A 22911-nucleotide genomic window follows, 5' to 3' on the forward strand; every position below is an offset into this window, starting at 1 on the left:
GCATTTTTAAAATTAAACGTATTTTTGATTTATATAAAAAAGAACCAATGAAAATAATTGCAGTAATTCCTGCTCGATATGCATCTACACGTTTCCCAGCTAAATTAATGCAAGATTTAGGTGGGAAAACAGTAATTCTAAGAACTTATGAAGCCGCTATTAATACAAATTTGTTTGATGATGTTTTCGTAGTAACTGATTCGGAACTTATTTATAATGAAATAGTTAAAAATAATGGAAAAGCCATTATGAGTATTAAAGAGCATGAAAGTGGAAGTGATAGAATTGCAGAAGCGGTTGAAAATATGAATGTTGATATTGTTATTAATGTTCAAGGTGATGAACCTTTTATTAATGCAGAACCGCTTCAAAAAGTGATAGAAGTTTTTAAAAAAGATACTGAAAACAGAGTAGATTTAGCTTCATTAATGTTTGAAATAAAAAATAGAACAGATATTGAGAATCCAAATAATGTAAAAGTAATTGTAGATCAACAAAATTTTGCACTTTATTTTTCACGTTCTGTAATTCCATATCCTAGAGAAGAGAACGTAGGTGTTCGTTATATGAAACATATTGGTATTTATGCTTTTAGAAAACAAGCCTTGCTAGATTTTTATAGTTTACCAATGTTATCTTTAGAAGCATCAGAAAAATTAGAACAACTTCGCTATTTAGAATATGGAAAGCGTATAAAAATGGTAGAAACAACGCATGCAAGTATTGGAATTGACACTCCAGAAGATTTGGAAAAAGCAAGGCAAATGCTATAGAATATGCCAGATATGTTGAAAAAAGATTTTAGTTTAATAGGATTAGGAATCTGCTCTTGGATTGCTATAGTGAGTTTGGCATATACTTTACAAATTATATCTATAGATCTTTTTATTATAAATAATATAGATTATGATTATGCAAATGTAATTCAGCATTTTTTATACAATTTCATAATTGTTGTTTTATATTATATCTTTTTAAAATCTTTAAAAGATATACGATATTTAAACTATAAAAAAGTAATAAAATATTTGATTGTTAGCTTTGTTCTTATCCAAGTTTTACAATTTCTTTATGCATTTTATGTTGGAGATTATATTTATGAAAATTAGAATGAAAATTGGAAATCTTTTTATGATTCTAAAAATAAATTATTTTTAAGTATTTACGTGCCTATAATTGGAGAATTACTTAGATATATTTGCATTGCAATTGTATTCTATCAATTTTATAAAAATCAAGATTAATTTCTTTTTTCAATTAAAATTAATTGATTAAAATGTTCAACATTTGAAAAAGTTTTACAGTAATATTCTCCATTTTTAAAATGTTGCATAAAAATAGTATTTCTATTAATTACCTTTTCATCAAGTATCATTGTATTGAATAAAATGAATCCATTATTATTAAGTAATCTTTTAATATTATAAATAAAATCTTTTTCAAATAAAAAATTAGGCATTACAATATCTTCAAAAATATCAATAATAATTAAATCATATTTTTTGGAACTTTCTGTAACAAATTTAGAAGCATCAGCAATGATAGTCTTATAGTTTTTAATTTTATTTAATCCAAAATATTTATTTGCAATATCAATAATATTCTCATCAATTTCTACTCCTGTAATTTCTCCTTTAAATTTTATCTCATCGACTAATGTTTTTATTACGCTTCCACCAGCAACACCTAAAATTAGAATATCAGACATGGATTGAACCTTTTTAAATCCAATAGTAATTAATCCTTTTCTTAATACTTTTTGTAGACTCCCATAAGAATAATTAGTATTTTTAGAGTCTAAAACTAGTTTTCCATTATTCCAAGTCACTTCAATATTGTCACTGATAGCCGATCTTTTTTCAAAAATGGTAATAGGAAATAAGAAGCTCAATATTTGTTTAATCATGTAAAATACTTTCTATTTGTAAATATAATTTTAATTTTACACCAAATCATAACTAATGAAGCAAAAAATATATAGATTTATATTTTGTACTCTTTTTGGATGGAAAGTAGTAGGTGATATTGATCGAGAAATAAAAAAATGTATCCTAATTGCAGTTCCTCATACTAGTTGGTGGGATTTTTTCTTAGGTATTTTTTCCAGAGGTATTTTAAATATAGAAATTAATTTTTTAGCAAAAAAAGAATTATTTATTTTTCCGTTTAGCTATTTCTTTAAATGGGTAGGAGGAGCTCCATTAAATAGAGGTAAAAAAGAGAATAAAGTAGATGCTATAGCTAAAATTTTTAAAGAAAAAGAACTATTTAGATTAGCACTTGCTCCAGAAGGTACACGAAAAAAAGTAACACAATGGAAAACGGGTTTTTATTATATGGCATTGAAAGCTAATATTCCAATAATTCCAGTTGCATTTGATTATGGGAAAAAAGAAGTAGTTTATAATGAACCATTTTATCCAACAGGAAATATTGATGAAGATCTGAAAAAATTACAAGCTTATTATAAAGGAGTAATTGGTAAAATTCCTGAATATAGTTTTACACCTTAAAAAAAATTAAAACCAAAATTAAGTTTTAAACGTAAATATGTTTTTAATCAACTATTAAAACATAAATATTATGAGAAACTTAATTTTTTTAGGCATTTTTGCCTCATTGTCATTAACATCATGTTCTGATGATGATATTATTTCCGAAATTTTAACATCTGAACTAAAATTAGTTACTTCAAGTAATACTACAGGTAAAATTTCTTATACTAACTTACTTTCAGTAAATCCTACTGCTATTTCATTTTCTGTGAATGGAACAGATAATGATGGAATTTTTTATAATACAGATACGGATGAAATTATTTTAGCATCAAGGACAAATAATCGTTTGGAAACCTATTCAGGATTAAAAAATGCTGTTTCATCTAATATGGATAATTTGATGTTAGCTAATTTTAGTGCTAGTACAGATTTTAATAATGCTAGAGAAATTGCAGTATCAGGAGATAAAATTGTAGTAACGCAAGATCAAGCAGCAAGTAATGGAGATACTAATAAATTATTTGTATATCAAAAAAGCGTTACAGGTTATACCTTACTAAATCAATATACTTTAAACTTTAAAGTTTGGGGAATTCATGTAAATGGAAACGATTTATATGCTGTAGCTGATTTAACCAGTGATATTGTAGTTTTTAATAATTTCTTTTCTTTAGCTTCAGGAAGTATAATGCCTTCGAAAAGAGTTACAATTGAAAATTTAATAAGAACACATGGAATCACATATTCAGCAATGGATAATGTAATGATTCTAACAGATGTTGCTAGTGCTGCGGATGCAACAGATGGTGGTTTAGTTATTATTAATAATTTTTCTACTATTTTGAATTCAACAGCCAATATGGGAACAATTTCAACAACTAATCAAATTAGATTATATGGTTCTAATACAACCTTAGGAAATCCCGTTGATGTAGCCTATGATTATGATACAAATAGAATTTATGTTGCAGAAAGAGCAAATGGAGGTGGAAATGTTCTAACATTTAATTTTCCTTCAAGTTCAGGAAATATAGCACCTATATCTACAAGAGCAGAACCAGGAGTTGCAGCAGTATATTTAGTTAAAAAATAAAAATATTTGAGTTAGTTTTAAAAGCGTTCATTCTTAATTTAGAATGGCGCTTTTTTTATTGTCTAGAGTTATATTTCTTAAAAGTTCCATCTTTATAGAAAACGACTATGTATTCTATCAAATTATTTGCCGCTTCAAAATTTTGCATATTTGAAAAAATTTCTGAAGATTTTTCATTTATGGTTTTTTTTTCAACTGTTTCAATTTCACTAAATAGGTCAACATTATTTTTTAGACTGGTATCATTTTGAAAATTTTCATTTTGAAGAATAGGTGATATCTTTTCTTCTTCTTCATTATTTTTTTCTGATTTAGGAAAAGTTCCCTTACCATTTAATATCCAATATAAATCTACATCAGGAAAAACCTCAATGACTTTTAATATAAAATCAAGGCTTGGTTTATTCCTTCCAGAGAGTAGGTGTGATATACTAGAACGTTGTACATCTATCTTATCTGCAAAAGCGGAAGCTGATAAATTATAATATTCAAGTAATAATTCAAGTCGTTTAATGAAATCTTCAATGTTTACCATTGTAAACTAATTTTAAATAGATTATTGTTTACAAATGTAACGAAATGAATTCAAAACACCAAATATAGTACAATATTTTAATTAAAAATATAAATAAACACTTCATATAATGATATGTAATGAACTGATAAGCAGTAAATTGATACAATTAAGTAATTATCTATCAATATTAAGTATAAGGAATTGGTATTTATAAACAAAAAGCGTAATTCGATGTTAACATTTGTGAACTAATTCAAATCAAACACTGTTTACAAATGTAAATAATATCTTGTTTACATTTGTAACATAATATAAAGCAATGAATAATTTACAATTAGCAACAGAATATTTAGAGAAAAAAATAAGTGGAAGATATATCACAAATGAGCATATAGCTCCTTTATTGAAATCATTATCTAATAAATTTAAGATAGAAACAATAGGTAAATCTGTTTTAGATAAAGATATTTTTAGTGTCAAATTTGGTATTGGAAAAACAAAGGTTTTAATTTGGTCGCAGATGCATGGAAATGAATCTACAACAACCAAAGGTTTATTTGATTTTTTTAATTATTTATCATCAAATCATGAAAATGCTGAATTAATTTATAAAAATTATACACTATATAGTATTCCAATATTAAATCCTGATGGAGCAGAAGCTTATACAAGAGTAAATGCTAATAAAGTAGACTTAAATAGAGATGCTTTTGAGAATACTCAACCAGAAAGTGTTTTATTAAGAACAATTTTTGAAAATTTTAAACCTGATTTTTGTTATAACCTACACGACCAAAGAACAATTTTTGGAACAGAAGGCTTTAATTTACCCGCTACAGTCTCTTTTTTAGCACCAGCATATAATAAAACCAGAGATTTTAATGATGTAAGATACAAGGCTATTCAGGTTATTAATAAAATGAATGAGAATTTGCAAAAATTTATACCAAATCAAGTAGGTCGATTTGATGATTCATTTAATATTAATTGTATTGGAGATTATTTTACTTATAGGAATGTACCTACAGTGCTTTTTGAAGCAGGTCACTATAAAGATGATTATCAGCGTGATGAAGTAAGAAAATATATATTTTGTTCTCTTTTGTCTTCATTTAATTTATCACACGAAAGCCTTGTAGTAAACAGGGAATTAGACAATTATTTGCAGATTCCTCAAAATTCAAAGTGTTTTTATGATTTTCTTTATAAAAATGTTAGGTTTATTGACAATTCTGAAGAAAAAACCATTAACTTTGCAGCGCAATATGTTGAGACTTTGCAATCCAATACCATACATTTCGAAGCACAAGTTATTCAAATAAATGATTTAGAAAATCATAATGGGCATCTTGAATTTGATTTTAAAGATACTATTTTTAATACAAATGAGGTTAAAATCCCAGAAATAGGGGATAAATTGCCTGTTTTTTGATAAAAATAAGTTAAATTTAGTATTAGAAAGTAATAACAGCATTAGCATTACGTTGTATTAAATAAATTTTTATTATATACTTTTTATGAGTAAGTTTCGTTTAGATGAAGTTGATCATCAAATTTTAGACATGTTGATTGACAACACAAGAGTTCCTTTTACAGATATAGCAAAAAAGCTATTAATATCTGCGGGAACAGTTCATGTTAGGGTAAAAAAAATGGAAGATGCAGGGATTATACAGGGTTCATCTTTGACTTTAGATTATGAGAAATTAGGGTATTCTTTTATTGCTTATGTAGGGGTTTTTCTTCATAATACATCGCAAACTAAATTTGTTTTAGAAAGAATAAATCAAATACCTTATGTTACTGTAGCTCATATTACAACTGGTAAGTTTAATATTTTTTGTAAAATTAGAGCAAGAGATACAAAGCATGCAAAAGAAGTTATTTTCATGATTGATGATATTGATGGTGTATATAGAACTGAAACCATGATTTCACTTGAAGAGAGCATTAATGATAAGAAACGATTAATGCACACAATTTTTAAAGAGCTTTAATATTTAATCCCGATATGTTTATCGGGATTTTTTTATACTTAGAATATGGAATTAAATAAAAACGAATTTGCTCCCTATTATGCAACTTATATATCAAAATCAATCTTTTTCAAAGACATTGTTAAAAGTTTAAAAGAGCAAGAAGAAGAATTAGATGCTTTTTTTAGTAATATTCCTGTTGAGAAGCATGAATTTAGATATGAAGTAGGGAAATGGACTATTAAAGACATTTTATTGCATTTAATTGATGCTGAAAGGGTGTTTTCTTATAGAGCGCTTAGAATTTCTAGAAATGATAAAACTGAAATGCCAGGTTTTGAAGAAAATGATTATGTATTAAATGCAAGTGCAAACAACAGAACTATAGAAAACTTATTATTAGAATATAAATCGGTAAGAAGCGCAACAATTTCATTGTTTACTAGTTTTACTGAGGAACAAAAAATGAGAATAGGTACAGCTTCAAATTCTACAGTTTCAGTGAGAGCATTAGGTTATATCATTTTAGGTCATGAATTGCATCATGTATCAGTAATAAAGGAAAGGTATTTATAAAATAAAAAAGACATGTATTACATGTCTTTTTTATTTAATTTTCGTCAGAATCATCTGTTTCATCAGCGATTTCTAAATCATTTAATGATTCTAATGATTCGTCTACTACATCATCTTCATCGTCTTCATCATAGTTTTCAATTCTGTCAGCTAGCTTAGTACTTACCTTTACAAGGAAAATAGTGTCTTCCGTGCGTACTTCTACAGCTTCAACTGATTCATTTTTAGCGTTTTTAAAACGAATGATGTCAGATTCATCATAACCTTCTGGAAATTTATCGACTAATAAGGTCAAAATTTCGTTTGTTAATTTTGCGTAATCAACAATTACTCTTTTCATTTGGGTTCTTTTTAATCAGGTATTTTTGTCAAATGTAATATCCCTATTGTAATAATCAAATAGTTTTTTAATTTTTTTTTCAAAAAAATTACCATCCTAAAATGTAAGCAAAAATCAAAGGAACAACAATTGTTGCATCAGATTCAACTATGAATTTAGGAGTTGTTATATCTAGTTTTCCCCAAGTAATTTTTTCATTAGGTACCGCACCTGAATATGAACCATAACTTGTCGTAGAATCGGAAATTTGACAAAAATAACTCCAGAATGGGATATCATGCATTTCCATATCTTGATAAAGCATTGGTACAACACAAATAGGGAAGTCACCTGCAATTCCACCACCAACTTGGAAAAATCCAATTCCTTTTCCTGCACAGTTTTTAGGATACCAATCTGCTAACCATGTCATGTATTCAATTCCACTTTTGGTTGTAGATGCTTTAAATTCTCCTTTTATACAATAAGAAGCAAAAATATTCCCCATTGTACTATCTTCCCATCCAGGAACTACAATTGGTAAGTTTTTTTCTGCTGCCGCAACCATCCAAGAATCTTTAGGGTCAATTTCATAATATTGCTCTAAAACGCCTGAATTTATCATTTGATACATAAATTCATGAGGGAAATATCTTTCTCCTGATTTGTCTGCTTTGTTCCAAATATCAAATAAGTGAGATTGTAAGCGTCTAAATGCTTCTTCTTCTGGAATACAAGTATCTGTAACTCTGTTATAGTGATTTTCTAATAAATCCCATTCTTCTTGTGGGCTTAAATCTCTATAATTAGGTACTCTTTTATAAGAATTATGCGCTACTAAGTTCATAATGTCTTCTTCAAGATTAGCTCCTGTACATGAAATAATATGAATTTTGTCTTGACGAATCATTTCTGCTAATGATTTTCCAAGTTCTGCTGTACTCATAGCACCTGCAAGAGTAACCATCATTTTTCCATTATCTAATAAATGTTCTTCATATCCTTTTGCAGCATCAACTAATGCAGCAGCATTAAAGTGTAGATAATGCTTTTCTACAAATTGACTAATTGGTCCTTTATTCATCTCTTTTTGATATTATTTGTTTTTATTATAACCTAAAATGTTTAAAACATCATTTGCATTTTGTTGCTCTGAAAAAATTTCAGTTGCTAAAATTCCATTTTTATCACGATCAATTAGAATGTGTTTTGGTTGTGGAATTAAACAGTGATGTAATCCTCCAAATCCTCCAATTGTTTCTTGATAAGCACCTGTATTGAAGAATCCAATATATAATGGCTTTTCTTTGTTATATTTTGGTAAATAAACTGCATTCATATGTTGTTCTGAATTGTAATAATCATCACTATCACAAGTCATTCCACCTAGAAGTACTCTTTCGTAAGTGTCATTCCAGCGATTTACAGCTAACATTACAAATCGTTTGTTGATAGCCCAAGTATCTGGTAATGTTGTAATGAAAGAAGAGTCAATCATATTCCAATTTTCTCTATCATTTTGTTGCTTTTGATATAAAACTTCATAGATAGCACCTCCAGATTCACCAACCGTAAATGAACCAAATTCTGTATAAATATTCGGTACAGGAACTTCAGCTTCATCACAAGCAATTTTTATTTGATTCAGTATTTCATCAATCATATATTGATAATCATATTCAAAAGCTAATGAGTTTTTGATTGGAAAACCACCACCAATATTTAAACTGTCTAATGAAGGACATTCTTTTTTTAATGAAATGTATACTTTCATACATTTTAAAAGTTCATTCCAGTAATAAGCAGTATCTCGTATTCCTGTATTAATAAAAAAGTGAAGCATTTTTAGTTCTACTTTTTTATTTTCTTGAATTTGTTTTCTGTAGAATGGAACTATATTCTTATATCCAATACCTAATCTTGAAGTATAGAATTCAAATTTAGGTTCTTCTTCAGCAGCAATACGGATTCCAATCTTAATTTTACTTTTAATTTGTTCTTGTAAAAGATCTAATTCTTCGTAATTATCAATAATAGGAATAGTATTTTTATGACCATTATTAATTAATCGTGCAATGTTTTCAATGTATTGATCACGTTTAAATCCGTTACATATAACAAATGTGTTCTTGTTTATTTTTCCTTCTTCAATCAGTTTTTCTACAATATTTATATCAAAAGCAGATGAAGTTTCTATGTGAATGTTATTTTTTAGAGCTTCGTTTAAAACAAATTCAAAATGAGAACTTTTTGTACAATAGCAATAGAAATATTTAGCATCATAATCATGCTTTTCCATTGCATTTCTAAACCAAGTTTTAGCTCTTTTTATGTTTTTAGAAATTTTTGGTAAATAAGTAAATTTCAACGGTGTACCATATTCTTCAACTAATTTCATTAAGTCGATTCCGTGAAATTGAAGTGTATCTTTCTGTAATGTAAATTCTTCTTGTGGAAAATAAAATGTTTGATTTATTAAATCATAATATTTTGTATTCATTTGAATAATAATGTTTTAAGTGTTTTGAAAATTAGAATAATTGATCTGTAATTATATCTGCTCTTCAAACCCTAATATTTGCAAAAATGATAAGTAACTTTTCATTAAATGCTTTTAATAATTCAAATAAATGAATAAAAGAACTTGCTTTAGAATTTAATTTGCTATAAGATAGAGATGCTGAATAAACACCTCTTTGTTTTGTAATTATATTTAAAGATCTCTTTGTTTTTCTTTCTTTCATTATAGTACAAAGGTAAAAATATTTTTATGCTATTTTCAAACTATATTATTAAAAAAATATTATGATTTATAATTTTCAAAAGCTTTAAAAATCAATTCATTATAACTTTGTTCGTTAATTTTTATTTTTCCAATACCATTTAATAAGGCAAACTGAATGGTTCCAAATTCATTTTTTTTGTCATAAATCAATAAATCTATACAATTTTTGATATCAACTTCATTAAATTCTATAGGATCGTAGATATCACTAATTACATATTTTAATTCTTGATATTCTTCATCAGTTAACAGTCCTTTCTCTTTAGATATAAAACCTTCTAAAATCATTCCTATTGCAATAGCTTCTCCATGTAGTAAGTTTTGTTTTTCTGTATTTTCAAGAAAATAACTTTCAATTGCATGTCCTAATGTATGTCCAAAATTTAGTGATTTTCGAATTCCATTTTCAGTTATATCTTCAGAAACTATTTTGTTTTTTATCTCAACTGATTCATGAATTAAACTGTTTAAATCATTTGTATTTAAGGAAGATACATTTTTTAATTTATTCCAATATTCTCTGTTAAATATTAATCCATGTTTTAACATTTCTGCAAATCCAGAACGCATTTGATTTCCAGGTAATGTTTCTAAAAATAATGTATCAATAATTACGGCTTTGGGTTCTCTAATAATTCCTATTTGATTTTTTAGATTTCCTAAATCGACTCCATTTTTTCCACCTATTGATGCATCTACCATTGATAATAGAGTAGTGGGTATGTTTATAAAATCAATCCCTCTTTTGAAAGTACAAGCAATAAATCCACCAATATCTGTAATAACGCCTCCACCTAAATTAAGAATGATACTTTTTCTATCTCCTCCTAATTCAGTTAATGAATGCCAAATTTGTAAACACGTTTCTATGTTTTTATTTTCTTCTCCTGCTTCTAGCTCTATTATTTCGATTTCTACTTCTGTAGATAACATTGATAAAAATTTTGGTAGACAATGATTTGAAGTATTCTCATCAACTAGAATAAATATTTTCGAATAGTCTTTTGGAACTAGAATTTCAGATAAATATTGATATCCTTTTTCGTTAAAAAAAACGTGATAATTATTAGCTATAATAGTCTGCATTGTTTTTATTTTCAATTTATTGCAAAATAAGGCATTTTTTATTTAAAATTACAATGCTCTAAAGTATATTTGCATTCCAAATTAGTACTAAAAGATGGAAAAAATATTTAATAATACTGAGGTTGCTTTTTCATTAAAAAGTGATACTGAACTAGAAAGAGCTTATTTTTTATTTAAATTGATTGAGAGTCAGCCACTAGTTAGAATAGGAACTGCTGTTACAAATTTTGCTTTAAAAGCACATTTACCAGTTGAAGGTTTAATAAGAAGTACCGTTTTTGATCACTTTTGTGGTGGAATAAATGAGAATGATTGCCTTTCTGTTGTTGATAAGATGTTTACAAAAGGAGTTTCTTCAGTTTTGGATTATTCAGTAGAAGGTAAAGAAGAAGAAGCTCAGTTTGATGCTGCTTTAGATATGACATTAAAGACAATTGAATTTGCTAAAGAACGTTTAGCTATTCCTTTTGCTGTTTTTAAGCCAACAGGTTTTGGTCGTTTTGCATTATATGAAAAATTAGGAGAAGGTAAATCATTATCTCCAGAGGAGCAGATTGAATGGGATAGAGTAGTAGCTCGATTTGATAAAGTTTGTAGTGTTGCACATGAAAAAGATGTAGCCCTGTTAATTGATGGAGAAGAAAGTTGGATGCAAGATGCTGCTGATGATTTAGTGGCTGAAATGATGAGAAAGTATAATAAAGAGAAGGCTATTGTTTTTAATACTTTACAAATGTATCGATGGGATAGACTTGATTATCTTAAAAAACTATACACTTTAGCTAAAGTTGATGGTTTTTACATAGGAATGAAATTAGTTCGTGGTGCTTACATGGAGAAAGAAAACAAACGTGCAGAAGAAAAAGGCTATCCAACACCTATTTGTGCTAGTAAACAAGCTACAGATGAAAATTATGATGCAGCAGTTGTTTATATGTTAGAAAATATAGAGAAGATGGCTATTTTTGCAGGAACACATAATGAAAATAGTTCATATCGTTTGATGGAATTGATGGCCGAGAAAGGTATTGCTAAAAATGATGCTCGTATCTTTTTTGGACAATTATTTGGAATGAGTGATAATATTAGTTACAATTTAGCAGAGAGTGGTTATAATGTAGCAAAATACCTTCCTTTTGGTCCTGTAAGAGATGTTATGCCATATTTAATAAGAAGAGCAGAAGAAAACACTTCTGTTGCAGGACAAACAAGTAGAGAACTTGATTTGATTAAAAAAGAAAGAGCTAGAAGAAAGTTATAAAACTAAAAAATCCCTCATTTTGAGGGATTTTTTAGTTTATCATAAGAATTTATAATAGTTTTTAAAACTCTTTAAGTTTAATATCAATTCCATTTGGATATTACAACGTTTGTATGGTGTAGGCTGTCCTGTTAAATGGAGTTGATAAAAGGCATATTTGAAACTAAAAATATTTCAAAAGGCTTTATTATTAATGTGGAAATTCCTTTAGCTTAATTTATAAAATGATACCCTTTTTCTATTGCTTTTAAGATTAAATCAGGTGTTCTATTTACACCCATTTTTATCATCAATCTTTTTGTGTAATAATGAATTGTATTTAAACTTAAACCTAATTCGTAGGCAATTTCTTTTGCTGATTTAGCATTACAAATTAAAGTTAGTAACTGTTCTTCTCGTGGTGATAACTTTATTTTATCTCCCGATATATTGTATTCTAATAATATATCAGAAACACTACTACTAACTCTATTCTTTAAAGGAAACTCTATTAAATTTTGAAAAACTTCAATGATTTCATCCATGCTTTCATGTTTTGTAACATATCCATTTGCTTCATATTTAAAAGAATCTGAAATTATTTTTGGTTCAACAGATGAACTTAAAATAATTATTTTTAATTCTTCTTTATTGTATCTTTTTCTACATTCTTTTAATACATTAATTCCATTTTCATCGTTAATATACATGTCTAAAAATAAGAAATCTAATTTCTCATTTTGCAAAAGTGAAAACAATTTTTCTGAATTATTAAAAATATAAATTTTATCATATCCTAATTTCAAATTTAAATTTTCTTTTAACAATTCAGCAATTAAAGCATGGTCCTCTAAAATACCTATCTTCATTTTATTTTATCTTTAAATCTTTTCAATTTACATCTTTTTTTAATAAAAAAAATATTTTCAAAAATGTCTTATTCTCCTTTTAGGAGATTAACTTTTAAACTTCCTTATTTTGAGTATTTGCTAAAGTAATTTATATTCTTGTGTGAGAAGTGTTTTGATCTTGTATATTAGTTTCTAATTTGAATAAAATTTGTCTTTCATCTATTAATATTTCATTCATATGGTCTATGACTACTTTAGGCCTTACTGGATGATTATTATATTTAGATATTTACAATTATGCACCATAATGATTTGTAATTTGGTATTTTTTTATTATTATGAACTTTAAAATCTTAAAAATGTAAACTTTGGTTTTTTATAGAATCATTTTTAGTCATTATATTTTTTGAAGTATTTAAAACACAAAAATCTTTATTTTTATTTCAATAATTAGGATTTTTCTATTTTTAAAATTAATATAGTTTATTATATTAATTTTAATATAATATTACTAAAAAGCTTTAAGTTGAAGGTAAAAAAAAACACTCTAAATGGAGTGTTTTTTGTGGGCGATGAGGGGTTCGAACCCCCGACCCCCTCGGTGTAAACGAGGTGCTCTGAACCAGCTGAGCTAATCGCCCTAATAAATTGCAATGTTTAATTCCGTATTGCGAGTGCAAATATACAAGCTTTATTTATATCTGCAAGCTTTTTAATGAAAAAATTATTTTTTTTCTATTTTTTCTAAAAGTACTTTTGAACTGTAATTTATTACAGTAACGCTAATGTTTTCATCCTTAGTTGTTTTTCCTTCAATAAGGTATATTTTTCCATTTTTATAAGGTTTATTACTTTTTGAAAAATCTACATCTCCATATTGCAATGTTTTCTTTATATCTTCCAAGCTTATCCAATTTTCATTTAAAATTGTTTTTACTTCTGATGAATAATCTAATGGTTTATTTCTTAGTTCTTTTAAAACACGACAGTTTGGTAAGTAACAAAATTCAACTCCTTTAGCATCGGCTTTTGCTCCTAAAAACTTAATAACAAAAAATATTCCTAATAATAATCCAAATAAATAGTAGGCTAGGCGAAATTTTAATTTCATTTTATTTTATTTTTTGCAAATATAGTATTTTTTGAATCGGCATTGACTATAGAAATATTGTCCTTTTTATACAGGATTTACTAATTAACAAAATATTATGAAATACTTTTAGAATACAATAAGATTAATATCTCGATATTCAAGATTAAACCAATCTGCAATAGATTTATTAGTTAAAAGACCATGATAGAAATAAATTCCATTTTTGAGCCCTCTATTGCATCGAATAGCACTTTCAATTCCTCCATCTTCTGCTATTTGAAGTAAAAAAGGTGTAATAATATTACTTATTGACATTGATGCTGTTTTAGAATAGCGAGAAGGAATATTTGGAACACAATAGTGAATAATATTATTCTTTATAAATGTAGGTTTTTCATGAGTTGTAATTTCAGATGTTTCAAAACAGCCACCAGTATCAATACTTACATCAACTATAACAGCTCCTTTTTTCATGTGTTCAACCATAGTTTCAGTAACAACAATAGGAGTTCTATTTTTACCTCTCATTGCTCCAATAGCTACATCACATCGTCTTAATGCTTTTAGAAGTGCTTTTTCTTGAATGGTTGATGTAAAAATACGTTGGTGTAATGCATTCTGAAGTCGTCTAAGTTTTGTAATAGAATTGTCAAAAACTTTTACACTTGCACCTAATCCGATTGCTGTTCTAGCAGCATATTCTGCTACGGTTCCTGCTCCAAGAATTACAACTTCTGTAGGTGGAACACCTGTAATATTTCCAAATAAAAGTCCTTTTCCTATATTTTGATTAATCATTAATTCAGCAGCAATATGTATTGATGCAATTCCTGCAATTTCTGATAATGATTTTACTGCTGGATAAGATCCATCTTCATCTTTAATGAATTCAAATGCTAATGCTGTTATTCTTTTTGTAGCTAATGCTTCAAAATAAGCTTTCCTTTGAGTCTTTAATTGTATTGCAGAAATAATAATTGTTTGTGGGTTCATCATTTCGATTTCAGGTAGAGTAGCAGGTTCTACTTTTAAAATCATAGGACAACTGAAAACTTTTTTAGTATCGTTTGTAACTTCTGCTCCAGCTTCAGAATAATCTTTATCACTATAACTAGAACTTTCTCCTGCTCCAGCTTCAATCATAACTCTATGTCCATGAGAAGTCATAGAACTAACAGCATCTGGTGTTAAGCAAATGCGTCTTTCTTGATAAGCTGTCTCTTTGGGAATTCCAATAAATAAATCACTTTTATGGGTAATAATTTCCAATTTCTCTTCCTGAGGTAGCAACTGCATTTTTGAAAACGGACTGTATATTGACATGATAGGTTAATGTAAAGTTGAGCCAATTTAGGGATTTTTTTGATAAGAGAAAATAGATGATTAAGAAAAGAATCAATATTTTTATCAACTCTTTCATATTTCTATTTAATTCTTTAAAACTAATGTTCTAGATTTATCATTGTTTATCTTTAGATAAATCGCAGCATGATCTATAGGAATAAGATTTGGGGTTTTTTCTGGCCATTCTATAAAACACCAATTTCCTGAATAAAAATATTCATCAATTCCCATATCATAAGCTTCTGCTTCACTATTTAATCTATATAAATCAAAATGATAAACTATTTCACCATTTTTAGTTTCATATTCGTTTACTAATGAAAATGTAGGGCTACTCGAATTAGATTGCACTCCTAATTCATTAACTAAAGCCTTAATTAGAGTAGTTTTTCCAACGCCCATTTCGGCATGAAAAGTAATTACTTTTTTTAATAAAGGTGTTTCTAGTATTTGTTTTGCAACATTCTGTATTTCTTCAAGAGTAAAGTTTATATTCATTTGTAGCTTGGTTTTAAATAAATAAAAAGGTTATTGTCAAAATTATTAAATAAGAGACAATTTACCTTTTTATTTACTAAATATTGTTATTTAGGTTCAAAAACTAAAAACGGAATAATCATTTCTTCTAAGGAAATTCCTCCATGTTGATAGGTATTTCTATAGTAACTTACATAATGATTATAGTTGTTTACATAAGCTAGAAATAAATCATTTTTTGCAAAAATAAAAGAACTGCTCATATTTAATGCTGGCAATCCTATTTTTTTAGGATCTTTCACTGCATAAACATCTTTATCTTCATAGGTTAAGCTTCTTCCTGTTTTATATCTTAGATTTAAACTTGTATTTTTATCTCCAATAACTTTTGAAGGGTTTTTACAATTTATAGTTCCATGATCTGTAGTTATAATTAGTTTAAAACCTTGTTTTTGTGCTTGTTGAATAATATCTAGTAATGGAGAATTTTTAAACCAACTTACAGTTAATGAACGATATGCTTTGTCGTCTGAGGCTAATTCTTTTACAACTTCCATTTCGGTTTTTGCATGAGATAGCATATCTACAAAGTTATACACAATTGTAGTTAAATCATTTCCTTTTAATCCTTTGAAGTTTTCTGCTAATTTTTTACCATCTTTAAAGTTAGTAATTTTATAATATTCTTGTTTAATATCTAACCCTAAACGTTTTAATTGTTCTGTTAAAAATTCACCTTCATATAAATTTTTCCCTCCATCATCAATATCGTTTTTCCAATATTGTGGAAACTTTTTTTCCATTTCTAAAGGTGTTAATCCTGAGAAAATAGCATTTCTAGCATATTGTGTTGCTGTTGGCAGAATAGAGTAGTAGCTTACTTCTTTTTCTAACTTATAATGATTATTTACAATGCCTTCAAAAGCTTTCCATTGGTCGTAGCGCAAATTGTCAATAACAATAAAAAGTATTGGCTTTTCTTTTTTTCTAATTTCAGGCGCAACTAATTCTCCAAATATTTTATGTGATAAAACGGGTTTATCATCAGTATTATCAAACCAATTTTCATAATTTCGTTCTATAAATTTTCCAAATTGGGTGTTAGCCTCAACTTTTTGACTTTCTAATATTTCAACCATACTTTGGTCTTCAATATTTTCAAGTTCCATTTCCCAATATACTAATCTTTTGTATAATTCAATCCAATCTTCAAATGAATTTACCATTGCCATATCCATTGCGATTTTTCTGAATTCTTTTTGATAATCTAATGTTGTTTTTTCAGAAATTAAGCGAGAATGATCTAAATTTTTCTTTAAACTTAACAGTATTTGATTTGGATTGACTGGCTTTATAAGGTAATCAGCTATTTTAGAACCAATAGCTTCTTCCATAATATATTCTTCTTCACTTTTAGTAATCATAATTACAGGTACAGAAGATTTTTTTTCCTTTATTTCAGAAAGGGTTTCTAAACCACTTAAACCAGGCATGTTTTCATCTAAAAATACAATGTCAAAATTGTTTTCTTCAAACATATCAATTGCATCTTGTCCATTATTGCATGTTGTTACTTCATAGTTTTTCTTCTCTAAAAATAATATATGTGGTTTTAATAAGTCGATTTCATCATCAACCCATAAGATTTTAATTTTATTCATTGTTATTCTATTTCTATGCAAGTTAATATATCTTCAACGAGAATGTATTAAAAATAGTATAAAGTTTTGTTTTTTTATCTTATTTGTAATTACAAGGTTAATGACTAACTTAACTAATTGTTTCATATTAAAAGAACTATGACTTACTATGTAATATTTAATTCCTACATTTGTTATCCTAAAATTTAAACTTGTGATTGAAACCAACAAATTAAAAATTTTTAATGATCCTATATATGGTTTTATAACCATCCCGAATACCTTAATATATGATTTAATACAGCATCCTTATTTTCAAAGGTTAAGGCGAATTTCTCAAATGGGAATGTCGTATTTAGTTTATCCAGGAGCACATCATACACGCTTTCATCATGCATTAGGCTGTTTACATATTATGCAAAAAGCCATTCAAACATTAAAATTTAAAGCCATAAAAATTTCTGAAGAAGAAGAAAACGCTTTATATATTGCTATTCTTTTACATGATATTGGACATGGACCATTTAGTCATGCAATGGAACATAGTATTGTTGAAGATGTTCATCATGAAGAGTTATCCTTATTATTTATGGAACAATTAAATAATGAGTTTGAAGGAAAATTATCTTTAGCTATACAAGTCTTTAAAGGAGAGTATCATAGAAAGTTTATGTTACAATTAATTTCTAGCCAATTAGATATGGATAGAATGGATTATTTACGTAGAGATAGTTTTTATAGTGGTGTTGCAGAAGGAAATATTAATAGTGAACGTTTAATTCAGATGATGAATGTTCAAGATGATATATTAGTTATTGAAGAAAAAGGAATTTATTCTGTTGAGAAATTTTTAGTAGCTCGTAGATTGATGTATTGGCAAGCTTATTTGCACAAAACTAGCGTTGTAGCAGAACTTACTCTGACTAAAATATTGAAAAGAGCAAAAGAATTAGCTCAAAAAAGTATTCCTTTAGAAGCTAGTAAACCTTTACAGTATTTTATGAATAATAAAGTATCTTTAACTGATTTTAATAAAGCTATTTTAAACACATTTTCTCAATTAGATGATTACGATGTACTAAGTGCTATAAAAGCTTGGCAATTTCATGACGATTATGTTTTATCAACTTTATGTAAAATGATTATTAATCGTGATTTATTAAAAATTAGGATGCTAGATGAAAAACCGAATAAAGAAATTTTAAATTCTTATAAGAATATTTTATTAAAATCGCATCCATTAACAGAAAAAGAAATTGACTATTTTGTATTTAAAGGAAAAGTCAAAAATCAGGCATATAGTAAAGAAAGTGAGCCTATTAGAATATTGAAAAAGGATAAAACTATTGAAGATGTTGTTCAAGCATCTGACCAATTAAATTTAAAAGCATTATCGAAACCAGTGACAAAATATTTTATATGTTTTCCAAAAGTAGTTTTAGAAGTATAAGTATTTAATTAAATTTTATATTTTTGTCAGAATGAATTAGAGTCAGCTCTATTTTTTAGGAAAAAATAGAAAGTATTTTTCCCTCTAAAAAAGGATAATTTTAAATAAAGTGAATGAAATTTACAGCAGAACAAATAGCAGGTATTTTAGAAGGAGAGGTTGTTGGTAATACTAATGCAGAAGTTTATAAATTAGCCAAAATAGAAGAAGGAACAGAAGGTTCTTTAACTTTTTTAGCAAATCCAAAATATATAAGCCATATATATACAACAAAGGCTACGATTACTATTGTTAATAAAACGTTTCAACCAGAACAAGAAATAAATACAACATTAATTAAGGTAGAAGATGCTTATAAGTCATTTTCAAAATTATTAGAATATTATAACCAAGTTAAATTAATGAAATCAGGAATTGAACAACCTTCAATGATTTCAGATAATGTGACGTATGGAGAAGGATTATATCTTGGAAGTTTTTGTTATATTGGGAAAAATGTTTCTATTGGAAAAAACGCAAAAATTTACCCCAATAGCTTTATAGGTGATAATGTCGTAATAGGTGATGATTGTGTATTTTTTGCAGGAGTTCGTATTTATTCGGAAACAATTATTGGAAACAATTGTACAGTGCATTCAGGATCAATAGTTGGTTCTGATGGATTTGGTTTTGCTCCACAAGAAGATGGAACTTATCAAAAAGTACCACAAATAGGTAATGTTATTATTGAAGATAATGTTGAGATTGGGGCTTGTACTACGATTGACAGAGCCACTTTAGGATCAACAATTATTAGAAAAGGAGTAAAATTAGATAATCAGATTCAAATTGCACACAATGTTGAAATTGGAGAAAATACAGTAATTGCCTCTCAAACAGGTGTTGCTGGGTCAACTAAAATTGGTAAAAATTGTATGATTGGCGGTCAAGTGGGAATTGTAGGTCATATTACTATAGGAGATAATGTTAAAATTCAAGCCCAATCTGGAATAGGAAAAAGTTTACAAGATGGAGAAGTAGTTCAAGGAAGTCCTGCTTTTAATTATGCTGATTTCTCTAAATCATACGTGCATTTTAGAAATCTTCCAAAAATAGTCTCTGATTTAGAAAAAATAAAAAAGAATAACTAAATTTTACAATAATCATGGTTAAACAAAAAACCATCGCTAGCGAAATTTCATTAACTGGAGTAGGTCTTCACACTGGTCAAGAAGTAACAATGACATTTAAACCAGCACCTATTAATAACGGCTATACTTTTGTAAGAGTTGATCTAGAAGGTCAACCTATTATTGAAGCAGATGCCAATTATGTAGTGAATACACAAAGAGGAACAAACCTAGAAAAAAGAGGTGTTAAAATTCAAACATCTGAGCATGTATTAGCTGCTTTTGTAGGATGTGATGTAGACAATGTAATCATTGAATTAAATGCATCTGAACCACCAATTATGGATGGTTCATCTAAATACTTTGTAGAAGCAATTGAAAAAGCAGGTATAGTTGAGCAAGATGCCGAACGTAAAGTATTTGTTATAAAAGATGTTATTTCTTATACAGATGAAGTTACAGGTAGTGAGATTACAATTATTCCAAGTGATAACTACAGCGTTACTGCTATGGTAGACTTTGGAACAAAAGTATTAGGAACTCAAAACGCTAGTATTAAAAATATTAGTGAATTCAAATCTGAAATTTCTAATAGTAGAACATTTAGTTTTCTACATGAATTAGAAATGTTATTAAATAATGGTTTAATAAAAGGAGGAGATTTAAATAATGCAATTGTGTATGTAGATAAAGACATCTCTACAGAAACAATGGAAAATCTAAAAAAAGCTTTTAATAAAGAATCAATATCTGTAAAACAAAATGGAATTTTAGACAATCTAACATTACATCATCCTAATGAAGCTGCAAGGCATAAACTTTTAGATGTAATAGGTGATTTAGCATTAATTGGTACAAGAATACAAGGAAAGGTTATTGCTAATAAACCAGGTCATTTTGTAAATACTCAATTTGCGAAAAAATTATCTAAAATTATTAAAATCGAAGAAAGAAATCAAGTTCCAGTTTATGATTTAAACAAAGAACCTTTGATGGATATTCATCAAATAATGAAAATGTTGCCACATAGACCACCATTTTTATTAATTGATAAAATTTTAGAATTGACAGATAATGGAGTAGTTGGTTTAAAAAATGTTACAATGAATGAGCCATTCTTTGTAGGACACTTTCCAGATGCACCAGTGATGCCAGGTGTTTTAATAGTTGAAGCTATGGCTCAAACAGGAGGAATTTTAGTTTTAAGTACAGTTCCAGATCCAGAGAATTATTTAACATATTTCATGAAAATTGATAATGTTAAATTTAAACAAAAAGTATTACCTGGAGATACTTTAATTTTTAAATGTGATTTAATTACTTCTATAAGAAGGGGAATTTGTCACATGCAAGCAAATGCTTATGCAAACGGAAAATTGGTTGCAGAAGCAGAATTAATGGCACAAATAGTTAAAAAACAACAATAAGATTATGAATCAACCACTAGCATACGTTCATCCTGGAGCAAAAATTGCAAGAAATGTAGTTATAGATCCATTTACAACTATTCATAATAATGTAGTAATTGGAGAAGGAACATGGATAGGATCAAATGTAACTATCATGGAAGGTGCAAGAATTGGTAAAAACTGTAATATTTTTCCTGGAGCTGTAATTTCTGCTGTACCACAAGATTTAAAATTTGGAGGAGAAGATTCACTAGCTATTATTGGTGATAATACAACTATTAGAGAATGTGTTACTATTAATAGAGGTACAATTGCATCTGGTCAAACAAAAATAGGAGATAATTGTTTAATTATGGCAACAGCACATATTGCTCATGATTGTCAAATAGGAAATAACGCAATTATTGTAAATGGTGTAGCATTAGCAGGACACGTAACTGTTGGTAATTATGCAATTATAGGTGGATTAGCTGCTATTCATCAATTTATATCAGTAGGTGAACATGCAATGGTTTCTGGAGGTTCTTTAGTAAGAAAAGATGTACCACCATTCACAAAAGCAGCAAAAGAACCGTTATCTTATGTAGGTATTAATTCTGTAGGATTAAGAAGAAGAGGGTTTTCAACTGAAAAAATTAGAGAAATTCAAGATATTTATAGAATTTTATATCAAAAGAATTTTAATACAACACAAGCTTTAAGTATTATTGAAGCAGAAATGGAAGCAACACCAGAAAGAGATGATATTATTCAATTTATCAGAAACTCATCTCGAGGAGTAATGAAGGGTTATACTGGTAGCACAATTTAAAATTAAAAAAATAAACATAAAAAAATAAAATGGCAAGTACATCAGATATCAGAAACGGACTTTGTATCAAACACAATCACGACATTTATAAAATTATTGAATTTTTACATGTTAAACCAGGAAAAGGACCTGCTTTTGTGAGAACAAAGTTGAAATCATTAACAAACGGTAAAGTATTAGATAATACCTTTTCTGCTGGACATAAAATTGATATTGTTCGTGTAGAAACACATACTTTTCAATATTTATATGCTGAAGGTCAGGATTTTCATTTTATGAATACTGAAAGTTTTGAACAAATTACTTTAAATAGAGATGTATTAGACGCTCCAGATTTATTAAAAGAAGGTGAAAACGTAATGATTCAAATCAATACAGAAACTGATTTACCATTATCAGTAGATATGGCTGCTTCAGTTATTTTAGAAGTTACATATACTGAGCCAGGTGTTAAAGGAAATACAGCAACAAATGCTACTAAACCTGCTACAGTTGAAACAGGAGCTTCTGTAAATGTACCATTATTTATAAATGAAGGAGACAAAATTAAAATTGATACTGCTTCAGGTAAATACATGGAACGTGTATAAAAAAATATAATAGTAAAAGTGATTAATTTGTATACAGTTAATCACTT

24 protein-coding genes and 1 tRNA gene are annotated in these 22911 nt (G+C 27.5%); 13 read left to right on the plus strand and 12 right to left on the minus strand.

Annotated elements, in window-relative coordinates; translation table 11 throughout:
* The first annotated feature begins 47 nt into the window (after window positions 1-47).
* Window positions 48-773, plus strand: coding sequence for a 3-deoxy-manno-octulosonate cytidylyltransferase (gene kdsB / locus SY27_RS03055; RefSeq protein ID WP_045967280.1), 726 nt, complete (start codon window positions 48-50; stop codon window positions 771-773).
* A 12-nt stretch (window positions 774-785) separates the two neighbouring features.
* A complete protein-coding gene (locus tag SY27_RS03060; RefSeq protein ID WP_152640687.1) occupies window positions 786-1109 on the plus strand; it encodes a hypothetical protein in 324 nt (107 codons plus the stop codon).
* Window positions 1110-1240: 131 nt separating this feature from the next.
* On the opposite strand, the gene SY27_RS03065 is transcribed toward SY27_RS03060, so the two are convergent.
* Window positions 1241-1906, minus strand: coding sequence for a spermidine synthase (locus tag SY27_RS03065; RefSeq protein ID WP_045967284.1), 666 nt, complete (start codon window positions 1904-1906; stop codon window positions 1241-1243).
* A 55-nt stretch (window positions 1907-1961) separates the two neighbouring features.
* Here SY27_RS03065 and SY27_RS03070 point away from each other — a divergent pair, with 55 nt between their 5' ends.
* Window positions 1962-2513, plus strand: a complete 552-nt coding sequence (locus SY27_RS03070; protein WP_045967285.1) for a 1-acyl-sn-glycerol-3-phosphate acyltransferase — start codon at window positions 1962-1964, stop codon at window positions 2511-2513.
* Between the two features lie 70 nt (window positions 2514-2583).
* Window positions 2584-3591 carry a hypothetical protein gene (locus SY27_RS03075; protein ID WP_045967286.1) on the plus strand — a complete coding sequence of 336 codons (1008 nt, stop codon included), beginning with the start codon at window positions 2584-2586 and terminating at the stop codon, window positions 3589-3591.
* A gap of 55 nt (window positions 3592-3646) precedes the next feature.
* On the opposite strand, the gene SY27_RS03080 is transcribed toward SY27_RS03075, so the two are convergent.
* Window positions 3647-4126 (minus strand): helix-turn-helix transcriptional regulator, encoded by a 480-nt coding sequence (locus tag SY27_RS03080; RefSeq protein ID WP_045967288.1) that lies wholly within the window; start codon window positions 4124-4126, stop codon window positions 3647-3649.
* A gap of 301 nt (window positions 4127-4427) precedes the next feature.
* On the opposite strand from SY27_RS03080, the gene SY27_RS03085 reads away from it, so the two are divergent.
* The 3 genes from SY27_RS03085 (at window position 4428) to SY27_RS03095 (ending at window position 6660) form a co-directional block, all read left to right on the plus strand.
* A complete protein-coding gene (locus tag SY27_RS03085) occupies window positions 4428-5540 on the plus strand; it encodes a M14 metallopeptidase family protein (protein ID WP_045967289.1) in 1113 nt (370 codons plus the stop codon).
* Between the two features lie 85 nt (window positions 5541-5625).
* Entirely contained in the window at window positions 5626-6105 is a 480-nt protein-coding gene (locus SY27_RS03090; RefSeq protein ID WP_045967291.1) for an Lrp/AsnC family transcriptional regulator, read from the plus strand.
* Between the two features lie 45 nt (window positions 6106-6150).
* Window positions 6151-6660 (plus strand): DinB family protein, encoded by a 510-nt coding sequence (locus SY27_RS03095; RefSeq protein WP_045967292.1) that lies wholly within the window; start codon window positions 6151-6153, stop codon window positions 6658-6660.
* Between the two features lie 34 nt (window positions 6661-6694).
* Here SY27_RS03095 and SY27_RS03100 read toward each other — a convergent pair whose 3' ends face one another.
* The 4 genes from SY27_RS03100 to aroB form a co-directional block, all read right to left on the minus strand.
* Window positions 6695-7000, minus strand: coding sequence for a hypothetical protein (locus tag SY27_RS03100; protein WP_045967293.1), 306 nt, complete (start codon window positions 6998-7000; stop codon window positions 6695-6697).
* A gap of 88 nt (window positions 7001-7088) precedes the next feature.
* The gene (locus tag SY27_RS03105; RefSeq protein ID WP_045967295.1) at window positions 7089-8063 is read right to left on the minus strand and encodes a deoxyhypusine synthase family protein; all 975 of its coding nucleotides are present in this window, start codon (window positions 8061-8063) and stop codon (window positions 7089-7091) included.
* A 12-nt stretch (window positions 8064-8075) separates the two neighbouring features.
* Window positions 8076-9479, minus strand: coding sequence for an arginine decarboxylase (locus SY27_RS03110; protein WP_045967296.1), 1404 nt, complete (start codon window positions 9477-9479; stop codon window positions 8076-8078).
* A 303-nt stretch (window positions 9480-9782) separates the two neighbouring features.
* On the minus strand, window positions 9783-10850 hold the full coding sequence (gene aroB, locus SY27_RS03120; protein ID WP_045967299.1) for a 3-dehydroquinate synthase: 1068 nt from the start codon (window positions 10848-10850) through the stop codon (window positions 9783-9785).
* 94 nt (window positions 10851-10944) lie between these two features.
* On the opposite strand from aroB, the gene SY27_RS03125 reads away from it, so the two are divergent.
* Entirely contained in the window at window positions 10945-12111 is a 1167-nt protein-coding gene (locus SY27_RS03125) for a proline dehydrogenase family protein (RefSeq protein WP_045967300.1), read from the plus strand.
* Between the two features lie 212 nt (window positions 12112-12323).
* Here SY27_RS03125 and SY27_RS03130 read toward each other — a convergent pair whose 3' ends face one another.
* The 6 genes from SY27_RS03130 to SY27_RS03155 all read right to left on the minus strand — a co-directional run bounded on the left by SY27_RS03130 (window position 12324) and on the right by SY27_RS03155 (window position 17516).
* On the minus strand, window positions 12324-12959 hold the full coding sequence (locus SY27_RS03130; protein ID WP_045967302.1) for a response regulator transcription factor: 636 nt from the start codon (window positions 12957-12959) through the stop codon (window positions 12324-12326).
* A 548-nt stretch (window positions 12960-13507) separates the two neighbouring features.
* Window positions 13508-13582: transfer RNA gene (locus SY27_RS03135), tRNA-Val, on the minus strand.
* Between the two features lie 83 nt (window positions 13583-13665).
* Window positions 13666-14052 (minus strand): DUF4258 domain-containing protein, encoded by a 387-nt coding sequence (locus SY27_RS03140; RefSeq protein ID WP_045967304.1) that lies wholly within the window; start codon window positions 14050-14052, stop codon window positions 13666-13668.
* A gap of 108 nt (window positions 14053-14160) precedes the next feature.
* Entirely contained in the window at window positions 14161-15357 is a 1197-nt protein-coding gene (locus SY27_RS03145; protein ID WP_045967305.1) for an alanine dehydrogenase, read from the minus strand.
* Window positions 15358-15462: 105 nt separating this feature from the next.
* Entirely contained in the window at window positions 15463-15876 is a 414-nt protein-coding gene (tsaE, locus tag SY27_RS03150) for a tRNA (adenosine(37)-N6)-threonylcarbamoyltransferase complex ATPase subunit type 1 TsaE (RefSeq protein WP_045967306.1), read from the minus strand.
* A gap of 86 nt (window positions 15877-15962) precedes the next feature.
* Window positions 15963-17516, minus strand: a complete 1554-nt coding sequence (locus SY27_RS03155; RefSeq protein ID WP_045967308.1) for a bifunctional response regulator/alkaline phosphatase family protein — start codon at window positions 17514-17516, stop codon at window positions 15963-15965.
* 193 nt (window positions 17517-17709) lie between these two features.
* On the opposite strand from SY27_RS03155, the gene SY27_RS03160 reads away from it, so the two are divergent.
* From SY27_RS03160 to efp, 5 genes are all read left to right on the plus strand, one after another.
* Window positions 17710-18945, plus strand: coding sequence for an HD domain-containing protein (locus SY27_RS03160; RefSeq protein ID WP_045967309.1), 1236 nt, complete (start codon window positions 17710-17712; stop codon window positions 18943-18945).
* A 113-nt stretch (window positions 18946-19058) separates the two neighbouring features.
* Window positions 19059-20075, plus strand: a complete 1017-nt coding sequence (gene lpxD, locus SY27_RS03165) for a UDP-3-O-(3-hydroxymyristoyl)glucosamine N-acyltransferase (RefSeq protein ID WP_045967311.1) — start codon at window positions 19059-19061, stop codon at window positions 20073-20075.
* 14 nt (window positions 20076-20089) lie between these two features.
* Window positions 20090-21481: a bifunctional UDP-3-O-[3-hydroxymyristoyl] N-acetylglucosamine deacetylase/3-hydroxyacyl-ACP dehydratase gene (locus SY27_RS03170; protein WP_045967312.1), complete on the plus strand. Its 1392-nt coding sequence runs from the start codon at window positions 20090-20092 to the stop codon at window positions 21479-21481.
* Between the two features lie 4 nt (window positions 21482-21485).
* Complete coding sequence (gene lpxA / locus SY27_RS03175) at window positions 21486-22274, plus strand: acyl-ACP--UDP-N-acetylglucosamine O-acyltransferase (RefSeq protein WP_045967313.1); 789 nt, start codon at window positions 21486-21488, stop codon at window positions 22272-22274.
* A 29-nt stretch (window positions 22275-22303) separates the two neighbouring features.
* Window positions 22304-22864, plus strand: a complete 561-nt coding sequence (gene efp, locus SY27_RS03180) for an elongation factor P (RefSeq protein ID WP_045967314.1) — start codon at window positions 22304-22306, stop codon at window positions 22862-22864.
* The last annotated feature ends 47 nt before the right edge of the window (window positions 22865-22911 follow it).

Origin of the sequence: Flavobacterium sp. 316 (assembly GCF_000967805.1) — a bacterium.
In the GTDB taxonomy this organism is placed as follows: domain Bacteria; phylum Bacteroidota; class Bacteroidia; order Flavobacteriales; family Flavobacteriaceae; genus Flavobacterium; species Flavobacterium sediminilitoris.

Coding starts and splice junctions, on each gene's coding strand:
- kdsB (WP_045967280.1), top strand. CDS start 48: ATGAAAATAATTGCAGTAATTCCTGCTCGATATGCATCTACACGTTTC.
- SY27_RS03060 (WP_152640687.1), top strand. CDS start 786: ATGTTGAAAAAAGATTTTAGTTTAATAGGATTAGGAATCTGCTCTTGG.
- SY27_RS03065 (WP_045967284.1), bottom strand. CDS start 1,906: ATGATTAAACAAATATTGAGCTTCTTATTTCCTATTACCATTTTTGAA.
- SY27_RS03070 (WP_045967285.1), top strand. CDS start 1,962: ATGAAGCAAAAAATATATAGATTTATATTTTGTACTCTTTTTGGATGG.
- SY27_RS03075 (WP_045967286.1), top strand. CDS start 2,584: ATGAGAAACTTAATTTTTTTAGGCATTTTTGCCTCATTGTCATTAACA.
- SY27_RS03080 (WP_045967288.1), bottom strand. CDS start 4,126: ATGGTAAACATTGAAGATTTCATTAAACGACTTGAATTATTACTTGAA.
- SY27_RS03085 (WP_045967289.1), top strand. CDS start 4,428: ATGAATAATTTACAATTAGCAACAGAATATTTAGAGAAAAAAATAAGT.
- SY27_RS03090 (WP_045967291.1), top strand. CDS start 5,626: ATGAGTAAGTTTCGTTTAGATGAAGTTGATCATCAAATTTTAGACATG.
- SY27_RS03095 (WP_045967292.1), top strand. CDS start 6,151: ATGGAATTAAATAAAAACGAATTTGCTCCCTATTATGCAACTTATATA.
- SY27_RS03100 (WP_045967293.1), bottom strand. CDS start 7,000: ATGAAAAGAGTAATTGTTGATTACGCAAAATTAACAAACGAAATTTTG.
- SY27_RS03105 (WP_045967295.1), bottom strand. CDS start 8,063: ATGAATAAAGGACCAATTAGTCAATTTGTAGAAAAGCATTATCTACAC.
- SY27_RS03110 (WP_045967296.1), bottom strand. CDS start 9,479: ATGAATACAAAATATTATGATTTAATAAATCAAACATTTTATTTTCCA.
- aroB (WP_045967299.1), bottom strand. CDS start 10,850: ATGCAGACTATTATAGCTAATAATTATCACGTTTTTTTTAACGAAAAA.
- SY27_RS03125 (WP_045967300.1), top strand. CDS start 10,945: ATGGAAAAAATATTTAATAATACTGAGGTTGCTTTTTCATTAAAAAGT.
- SY27_RS03130 (WP_045967302.1), bottom strand. CDS start 12,959: ATGAAGATAGGTATTTTAGAGGACCATGCTTTAATTGCTGAATTGTTA.
- SY27_RS03140 (WP_045967304.1), bottom strand. CDS start 14,052: ATGAAATTAAAATTTCGCCTAGCCTACTATTTATTTGGATTATTATTA.
- SY27_RS03145 (WP_045967305.1), bottom strand. CDS start 15,357: ATGTCAATATACAGTCCGTTTTCAAAAATGCAGTTGCTACCTCAGGAA.
- tsaE (WP_045967306.1), bottom strand. CDS start 15,876: ATGAATATAAACTTTACTCTTGAAGAAATACAGAATGTTGCAAAACAA.
- SY27_RS03155 (WP_045967308.1), bottom strand. CDS start 17,516: ATGAATAAAATTAAAATCTTATGGGTTGATGATGAAATCGACTTATTA.
- lpxD (WP_045967311.1), top strand. CDS start 19,059: ATGAAATTTACAGCAGAACAAATAGCAGGTATTTTAGAAGGAGAGGTT.
- SY27_RS03170 (WP_045967312.1), top strand. CDS start 20,090: ATGGTTAAACAAAAAACCATCGCTAGCGAAATTTCATTAACTGGAGTA.
- lpxA (WP_045967313.1), top strand. CDS start 21,486: ATGAATCAACCACTAGCATACGTTCATCCTGGAGCAAAAATTGCAAGA.
- efp (WP_045967314.1), top strand. CDS start 22,304: ATGGCAAGTACATCAGATATCAGAAACGGACTTTGTATCAAACACAAT.